This is a genomic window from Pantoea sp. GM_Pan_4, from assembly GCF_026541005.1.
In the GTDB taxonomy this organism is placed as follows: domain Bacteria; phylum Pseudomonadota; class Gammaproteobacteria; order Enterobacterales; family Enterobacteriaceae; genus Pantoea; species Pantoea dispersa.
Genome location: NZ_JALNUZ010000003.1, coordinates 453,065 through 460,299 on the forward strand (window position 1 = coordinate 453,065; position 7,235 = coordinate 460,299).

At 58.8% G+C, this 7,235-nt stretch carries 8 protein-coding genes; 3 read left to right on the top strand and 5 right to left on the bottom strand.

All coding sequences use genetic code 11. The features are described from left to right. Nucleotides 1-2: 2 nt before the first annotated feature. Nucleotides 3-866 carry an aldo/keto reductase family oxidoreductase gene (locus OXR61_RS11150; RefSeq protein WP_267412137.1) on the bottom strand — a complete coding sequence of 288 codons (864 nt, stop codon included), beginning with the start codon at nucleotides 864-866 and terminating at the stop codon, nucleotides 3-5. Between the two features lie 97 nt (nucleotides 867-963). Here OXR61_RS11150 and OXR61_RS11155 point away from each other — a divergent pair, with 97 nt between their 5' ends. Continuing rightward, the gene (locus OXR61_RS11155; protein WP_021509092.1) at nucleotides 964-1,875 is read left to right on the top strand and encodes a LysR substrate-binding domain-containing protein; all 912 of its coding nucleotides are present in this window, start codon (nucleotides 964-966) and stop codon (nucleotides 1,873-1,875) included. Here OXR61_RS11155 and OXR61_RS11160 read toward each other — a convergent pair. Continuing rightward, nucleotides 1,856-2,458: a TetR/AcrR family transcriptional regulator gene (locus OXR61_RS11160; protein ID WP_021509093.1), complete on the bottom strand. Its 603-nt coding sequence runs from the start codon at nucleotides 2,456-2,458 to the stop codon at nucleotides 1,856-1,858. The genes OXR61_RS11155 and OXR61_RS11160 overlap by 20 nt on opposite strands. 128 nt (nucleotides 2,459-2,586) lie before the next feature. Here OXR61_RS11160 and OXR61_RS11165 point away from each other — a divergent pair, with 128 nt between their 5' ends. Then, the gene (locus OXR61_RS11165) at nucleotides 2,587-2,979 is read left to right on the top strand and encodes a RidA family protein (RefSeq protein ID WP_021509094.1); all 393 of its coding nucleotides are present in this window, start codon (nucleotides 2,587-2,589) and stop codon (nucleotides 2,977-2,979) included. Between the two features lie 83 nt (nucleotides 2,980-3,062). On the opposite strand, the gene OXR61_RS11170 is transcribed toward OXR61_RS11165, so the two are convergent. From OXR61_RS11170 to OXR61_RS11180, 3 genes are all read right to left on the bottom strand, one after another. Next, nucleotides 3,063-4,529 (bottom strand): aspartate aminotransferase family protein, encoded by a 1,467-nt coding sequence (locus OXR61_RS11170; protein ID WP_021509095.1) that lies wholly within the window; start codon nucleotides 4,527-4,529, stop codon nucleotides 3,063-3,065. A gap of 12 nt (nucleotides 4,530-4,541) precedes the next feature. After that, nucleotides 4,542-5,924: a diaminobutyrate--2-oxoglutarate transaminase gene (locus OXR61_RS11175; protein WP_021509096.1), complete on the bottom strand. Its 1,383-nt coding sequence runs from the start codon at nucleotides 5,922-5,924 to the stop codon at nucleotides 4,542-4,544. Nucleotides 5,925-6,139: 215 nt separating this feature from the next. Beyond that, nucleotides 6,140-6,904 (bottom strand): A24 family peptidase, encoded by a 765-nt coding sequence (locus OXR61_RS11180; RefSeq protein ID WP_021509097.1) that lies wholly within the window; start codon nucleotides 6,902-6,904, stop codon nucleotides 6,140-6,142. On the opposite strand from OXR61_RS11180, the gene OXR61_RS11185 reads away from it, so the two are divergent. Then, on the top strand, nucleotides 6,903-7,058 hold the full coding sequence (locus OXR61_RS11185; RefSeq protein ID WP_155519926.1) for a hypothetical protein: 156 nt from the start codon (nucleotides 6,903-6,905) through the stop codon (nucleotides 7,056-7,058). The genes OXR61_RS11180 and OXR61_RS11185 overlap by 2 nt on opposite strands. Nucleotides 7,059-7,235 lie beyond the last annotated feature (177 nt).

Below are 7,235 nucleotides of genomic sequence, written 5' to 3' on the forward strand. Positions count from 1 at the left end.
CCTTACGCCCGGCCAATGCTGTTCAGTTGCGCAACCACCTCCGGGCTCAGCGTCAGCGCCGCGCTGGCCAGATTTTGCTGCAGATGCTGCGGCGAGGAGGTGCCGGGAATGAGCAGAATATTATCTGAGCGTTGCAACAGCCAGGCGAGCGCCACCTGCAGCGTACTGGCGTTGAGCGTGCTGGCCACCGCGCTGAGCTGTTCCGACTGCAGCGGCGAAAAACCGCCGAGCGGAAAGAACGGCACGTAGGGAATGCCCTGCGCCGCCAGCTGGTCGATCAGCGCATCATCCTGACGATTGGCGAGATTATACAGATTCTGTACGCAGGCAATCGGCGTCATATGCTGTGCCTGCGCGACCTGACTGGCGGTCACGTTACTCAGGCCAATGTGCCGAATCAGGCCACGCTGCTGCAACTTAATCATCGCCTCGATTTGCGGCTCCAGCGATCCCTCTGCCGGTCCATGAACGCTCAGCATCGAGCGTAAATTGACCACCTCCAGTACGTCGAGGCCAAGATTGCGCAGGTTGTCTTCAACCGCCTGCGTCAGCTCCTCCGGCGTGCTGGCGGGCAGCCAGCCGCCTTTGGCATCACGTCGGGCACCCACTTTGGTCACCAGCACCAGATCGTCGGGGTAAGGATAGAGCGCTTTTTTGATCAGCTGATTTGTGATGTGCGGCCCGTAAAAATCACTGGTGTCGATGTGATTCACACCGGCAGCCACGGCATCGCGCAGCACCTGTAGCGCGCGGGCTTCATCTTTCGGCGGGCCAAATACGCCGGGACCGGCCAGCTGCATGGCACCGTAGCCGAGACGGGCAACCTGACGGTCGCCCAGTGTGTAAGTGGTGGTAGCCTGTGACATGTAAACCTCCTTCATCGGATAGTGTTTAAATTGTAATCACAACGGTGCTGTGCGACTATCCGAGCAAATCAGGACAGACTGTACGGAGTGACGCACAATGGCGCTGGATATGGCGTTGCTGCATGCGGTAGTGGCGGTGGCAAAAGCTGGCGGATTTCGCGAGGCGGCGCGCATGAGCGGCAGCAATCCGTCGCGTTTGAGTGATGCGGTGCGGCGCGCCGAACAGCAACTGGGCGTTCGGCTGTTCAATCGCACCACGCGAACGGTGGTACTGACCGAAGCGGGCCGGGCGCTGATGTCACGGCTGCTGCCCGCCATGAACGAAGTGGATGCGGCGCTGGATGCCCTGAACACGTTCCGTGACACGCCGGGCGGCACGCTGCGGCTGAACGTGCCGGTCAGCGCGGCGCGGCTGGTATTACCGGCGATTGTGCCGGGATTTTTGCAGCGCTATCCGGACATCCGGCTGGAGATTGTGGCGGAGAGTAATGTGCAGGACATTTTTCGCGACAGCTGCGATGCCGGTATCCGTTACGACGATCATCTGGAGCAGGATATGGTGGCGCTGCCGATTGGTCCGCGCGTGCAGCGCTTTGCCGCGGCCGCGGCGCCGGCCTATCTGGCGGCTTACGGTACGCCGCAGCATCCGCGCGACCTGATGCAGCATCGCTGTCTGTATGGTCGTTATGCCACCGGGGTGACGGCCGAATGGGAGTTCAGCCGCGGCGCGGAACGCATCACGCTACAGCCGCAGGGGCCGCTGATTTGCAGCATCGGTGCGGCGATGGAGCTGACGGTGTCAACGGCCATCGCCGGTGCCGGCGTGGTCTACCTGTTTGAGGACTGGCTGAAGCCGGCGCTGGCCAACGGCAGTCTGCAACCGATTCTTGCCGACTGGTGGCTCAGCTTTCCCGGCCTGTGGCTGTATTACAACGACCGTCGGCTGATCCCGGCACCGCTGCAGGCGTTCCTCAGCTGGATACGCGAACTCAATGCGACGCCGGGTTGACCAGCAGCCCGGAAACCAGCAGCCGGAAGGCCTGCACCGCACGCGGCAGCGCCGCGACCGGCTCATCGGCAGCGGCAATCCACAGCGCGGCATTGAGCGCGGCGCCGTTGACCAGCTGCGCCGCCGCTTCGGTATCGACCGGTTTCACCGTACCTTCCTCGATCAGCTCCGCCAGCATGGCGGCGGTGGTGCGCAGACAGGCGGTCTGATTAGGCCAGCGCGACGGATCGCCCAGCACCGCCGGGCCATCCAGCAGCATAATGCGCTGGACTTCCGGCTCCAGCGACATCTCGATATAGGTAATGGCTTCCGCCAGAAACGCGTGCCAGCGAGTGTGATACTGCTGTCCGGCTGCGCGCATCTGCTCAAGAATCTCGCCATCAATCTGGTCAATGACCGCCTGTAGTAACCCTTTCTTGTCGCCGAAATTATGGTACAGCGCACCGCGCGTCAGCCCGGCGGCTGCCGTGAGGTCATCCATTGACGCTTCGCTGTAACCCTTCTGCGCGAACGCGCGTCGTGCAGCGGCAATCAGTTTGCCGCGCGTCTCTTCCACCTGGTCTGCCCGTCGTCTGGCTGCCATCGCTGTTCCTTAAATTTTGCATTGACATACGCCGCGTATGTAAAACATAGTAATACATACGCGGCGTATGTTAAAGCGAAGTGGGCATAGCTAACCCGCTTTCTTCACTCATCTTCAGGAGTACGATTATGAACAAACGCGATGCTGTTTTTCCAGCGGGCCGTCAGGCGTTGTACAACATCAATAAATACTCTGCGGCGATTCGTTCCGGCGACCTGCTATTTGTTTCCGGCCAGGTAGGCAGCCGGGATGATGGCACCGCCGAGCCCGATTTCACGCGTCAGGTTAATCAGGCATTTACTAACCTCACGGCAGTGCTGAAGGCCGCCGGTTGCAGTTTTGATGACGTGGTTGACGTCACCACGTTTCATACCGATCCGGAAGCGCAGTTCGCCACGGTGAACGAAGTACGGCTGCGCTTCTTCGGCGATGAGCCTTATCCCAACTGGACGGCGGTGGGCGTCAATTGGCTGGCGGGCTATGATTTCGAAATCAAGGTGATTGCGCGCATTCCGCAGTGAGCCAGCGTGCGGCGATCAGTCTGTAACCCATAAAAAAAGCCGCTAACCGTTACCGGTTAGCGGCTTGTTCACTTCACGCCTAATCAGGCGCTCAGCAGTTGAGCAGCGGTTTTTTCTACCAGCGCCAGCAGCAGCTTGATGTCTTCCAGCGTGACGGTCGGGTTCAGCAGAGTCAGCTTCAGGCAGGTCACGCCTGCATGCTCGGTCACACCGACGTTAGCGCGGCCAGATTCCAGCAGCGCATCGCCGATACGCTGGTTGAACAGGGCGATCTGCGCGCTGTCGCTCAGCTGGGCTGGACGATAGCGGAACAGCACGCTGGCCAGCTGTGGCTGCATTACCAGTTCCAGACGCGGCTCAGATTCAACGAACTGCGCGACGTCCTGTGCCAGGCTTACGCCGTGGTCGATAATCGCGGCGTACTGCTTCTGACCCAGCGCTTCCAGACCCATCCACAGTTTCAGCGCATCGAAACGACGCGTGGTCTGCAGTGATTTGGACACCAGGTTTGGCACGCCAGCTTCTTCATCGAACTCGGAGTTCAGGTAAGCTGCCTGATAACGCATCAGCTCATAGTGACGCGCGTCTTTCAGCAGGAACGCGCCGCAGCTGATGGTCTGGAAGTATTGTTTATGGAAGTCGAGGGTGACGGAATCCACCAGCTCCAGACCATCCAGGTAATGACGATACTTTTCAGACAGCAGCAGCGCACCGCCCCAGGCCGCATCCACGTGCACCCAGATGTTGTGCTCAGCGGCAATGGCTGCGATTTCACGCAGCGGATCGATGGCACCGGCATCGGTAGTACCTGCCGTCGCGACGATCGCCAGGATCTGTTCGCCGTTGGCTTCAGCCTGCGCCAGTTTGGCTTTCAGGTCATTCACGTCCATACGGGCGAACTGATCCGACTTCACCTGCACCACAGACTGATAGCCGTGGCCCAGCAGCGCCATGTTCTTCTGCACGGAGAAGTGGGCATTTTCTGAGCACAGCACTTTAATCTTGCGCAGATCGCCAGTGATGCCGTGCTGCTGCACGGAATGGCCCTGACGCGCATAGAAAGCGTCACGTGCCAGCATCAGGCCCATCAGGTTGCTCTGCGTACCGCCGCTGGTGAACACGCCCGCATCACCGGCCGGATAGCCAACCTGCGCACGCAGCCACTCAATCAGTTTGATTTCAATAATGGTGGCAGAAGGGCTCTGATCCCACGAATCCATGCTCTGGTTAGTGGCGTTGATCAGCACTTCAGCCGCCTGGCTTACCACCAGGCTCGGACAGTGCAGGTGCGCAACGCACTGCGGATGGTGCACCGCCAGACTGTCTTTGAGGAAATATTCAATCGCACGTTCAATCGCGGCCTGGTTGCCCAGGCCGTTTGGATTGAAGTCGAGCGTGATACGCTCGCGCAGTTCGGCAACCGTTTTGCCCTGGTACATCTCAGGCTGTTGCAGCCACTGCACAACCGCGGCGCTGCTCTGGGCAATCGCCTGCTGGTACGCCTCAATGCTCGGGGCCGAGGCGGCCAGAATCGGGTTTACTTCAGACATTTACTCTTCCAGTCAAACAGGTTTGACGCCAGCGCCCAGCAGCGCCTGCTCAAATTTATCCAGGAACACGGCCAGCTCTTCGTTGCTGATCAGCAGTGATGGCAGCAGGCGCAGTACCGCACCGTGACGACCGCCACGCTCCAGAATCAGACCGGCTTCGAAGCATTTTTTCTGCAGCAGTGCAGAGAGTTCGCCGTCGGCCGGGAAGCTGCCCATGTGGTCAGCTGGCTCGTGTGGCTTAACGATTTCGATACCGATCATCATCCCGAGGCCGCGTACGTGACCAATAACCGGGAAGCGTTTCGCCATCGCGTTCAGCTGGGCTTTCAGCCATTCACCCTGTTCTGCCACTTTGCCGGCGATGTTCTGCTCGGTCAGGATCTTCAGCGTCGCCAGACCGGTTGCCATCGCCAGCTGGTTGCCGCGGAAGGTACCGGTGTGGTGGCCAGGTGACCAGGCGTCAAACTGCTTTTTAATACCCAGCACGGCCAGAGGCAGACCGCCACCCACCGCTTTAGACATCACGATGATGTCTGGCTCAATGCCCGCGTGTTCGAAGGCAAAGAACTTACCGGTACGGGCAAAGCCAGCCTGGACTTCGTCAAGGATCAGCAGAATGCCGTGTTCCTGGGTCACTTTGCGGATGCGCTGCAGCCACTCAGCTGGCGCCGGGTTCACGCCGCCTTCACCCTGTACCGCTTCGAGGATCACGGCCGCAGGCTTACGCACGCCGCTTTCAACGTCGTTGATCAGGTTTTCGAAGTAGTAGGTCAGGGCTTTCACGCCAGCTTCGCCGCCGAGGCCCAGCGGGCAACGGTACAGGTGCGGGTAAGGCATGAACTGCACTTCTGGCATCATGCCGTCAACCGCTTCTTTCGGCGACAGGTTGCCGGTCACGGACAGCGCGCCGTGCGTCATCCCGTGGTAACCGCCAGAGAAGCTGATTACGCCGCTGCGGCCGGTGACTTTTTTCGCCAGTTTCAGCGCCGCTTCAACGGCATCAGCACCGGATGGACCGGTGAACTGCAGGCAGTACTCTTTACCCTGACCTGGCAGCAGCGAGAGCAGAGATTCGGAGAACTGATCTTTCAGTGGCGTCGTCAGATCAAGAGTATGTAACGGCAAGCCGCTGGTAATGACATTTTGGATGCTCTGCAGAACATCAGGATGGTTATGACCAAGTGCCAGCGTCCCTGCGCCAGCCAGACAGTCAAGATATTGTTTGTTTTCAACATCCGTAATCCACACGCCATTGGCTTTGGCAATCGCTAAAGGCAACTTGCGCGGGTAACTCCTGACGTTTGATTCAAACTCAGCCTGACGGGCTAAGAATGCGTCGTTGTTTCCGTTGAATGAGTTGGCACCAAAAGTATCAATACGGACTTTATCCGTCATCATATCTCTCCTTCAACCGGGGCTCGAACAGGCTGGCCGATTGACTAGTTGAACAAAAAAGTATCAGTGGCTCAAAAAACGCGGCCAATATAGAGCCTTTTGACGCACATCACAATGATTAATTTTGTTTAGAATTGTTTATTCTTTTCATATAGGAATCAGGGCGTTGGACAGAAACTGGCCATTTATTTTAGCGCCGCGATATGAACAGGCGATTAAATAATCGTGTGAATAAAAAGACTTATGCCCGCCAGTGCCAGCCAAGGACCAAAGGGCAGCACGTGATGCAGCTCGCGTTGCCAGCCTAATCGGGCCAGCAGAACAAATAAAATTGCGCCTGTGCAAGCCAGTAACAGCACAAAGGGTAAAAGCGCCCAGCCAAGCCAGGCACCCAGCGCAGCCAGCAGTTTGGCGTCTCCGCCACCGAGACCGGGGCGCTTTTTTATCAGCTGGTAGAGTCCACCCATTAGCCGCAGTGCGCTGTAGCCGGCTATCGCGCCGAACACCGCGTCATGCAGCGTTCCGGGCAGCCAGTGCAGCGCTTTGAACAGCAGGCCAAGCCACAGCAGTGAAAGGGTGAGAGCGTCCGGCAACAGCAGATGCTCAATGTCGATGAGGGTCAGCGCCAGCAGAATCCAGGCGAGCAGCAGGGCGGCAGGCAGGCGGCTATCGGGCGGCAGCAGCCAGGCCAGCGCCAGGCTGATCGCGGCGGTGAGCAGTTCCGTCAGCGGGTAGCGCAGACTCACCGGGTGGTGGCAGTAGCGACAGCGTCCGCGTAATAGCAGCCAGCTCAGCAGCGGCAGCATATCGATCGCGCGCAGCGTGGTCTGGCAGTGTGGACAGTGCGAGCGCGGCAGCAGCAGGGGAATGCCGGGTTGCGGGTTCATTACCTGCTGCGACAGGCGATAAATGACCACGTTGAGAAAGCTACCGACGCACAGCGCCAGCAGTGTACCGATTAGCCAGTAGGCGATTTCCATGATGTTTTCTCCTGCTGTCCATGCAGCGTTGGGTTTTTCTGTCGCCATCAATGGCGACCGTGCAGTTCATGGCGCGGTTACAGTGGGGGCGATTTTTTGCCCGATTGCACAGCAGGTTGCCATAAAGGTGCCGCATAACCTGTTTGCGCGATAAATCGCGCCGCTACGGATTTGTGCGGTTTGACGGCAGGTCACCATAAATGGCGACCCTACAGGTTTCGCCGGGCGTGCATTTATGCGCACCGCGAAATCGCGCCGCTACGGATTTGTGCGGTTTGATGGCAGGTCGCCATGAATGGCGACCCTACAAAACCTGTAGGGTGCGCATTGA

Bases quoted from the DNA above. Each gene is read 5' to 3' on its own strand.
- OXR61_RS11165 (WP_021509094.1), top strand. From the start codon at position 2,587: ATGAACAAACGCGATGCTGTTTTTCCAGCGGGCCGTCAGGCGTTGTAC.
- OXR61_RS11175 (WP_021509096.1), bottom strand. From the start codon at position 5,924: ATGACGGATAAAGTCCGTATTGATACTTTTGGTGCCAACTCATTCAAC.
- OXR61_RS11150 (WP_267412137.1), bottom strand. From the start codon at position 866: ATGTCACAGGCTACCACCACTTACACACTGGGCGACCGTCAGGTTGCC.
- OXR61_RS11180 (WP_021509097.1), bottom strand. From the start codon at position 6,904: ATGGAAATCGCCTACTGGCTAATCGGTACACTGCTGGCGCTGTGCGTC.
- OXR61_RS11185 (WP_155519926.1), top strand. From the start codon at position 6,903: ATGATGTTTTCTCCTGCTGTCCATGCAGCGTTGGGTTTTTCTGTCGCC.
- OXR61_RS11155 (WP_021509092.1), top strand. From the start codon at position 964: ATGGCGCTGGATATGGCGTTGCTGCATGCGGTAGTGGCGGTGGCAAAA.
- OXR61_RS11170 (WP_021509095.1), bottom strand. From the start codon at position 4,529: ATGTCTGAAGTAAACCCGATTCTGGCCGCCTCGGCCCCGAGCATTGAG.
- OXR61_RS11160 (WP_021509093.1), bottom strand. From the start codon at position 2,458: ATGGCAGCCAGACGACGGGCAGACCAGGTGGAAGAGACGCGCGGCAAA.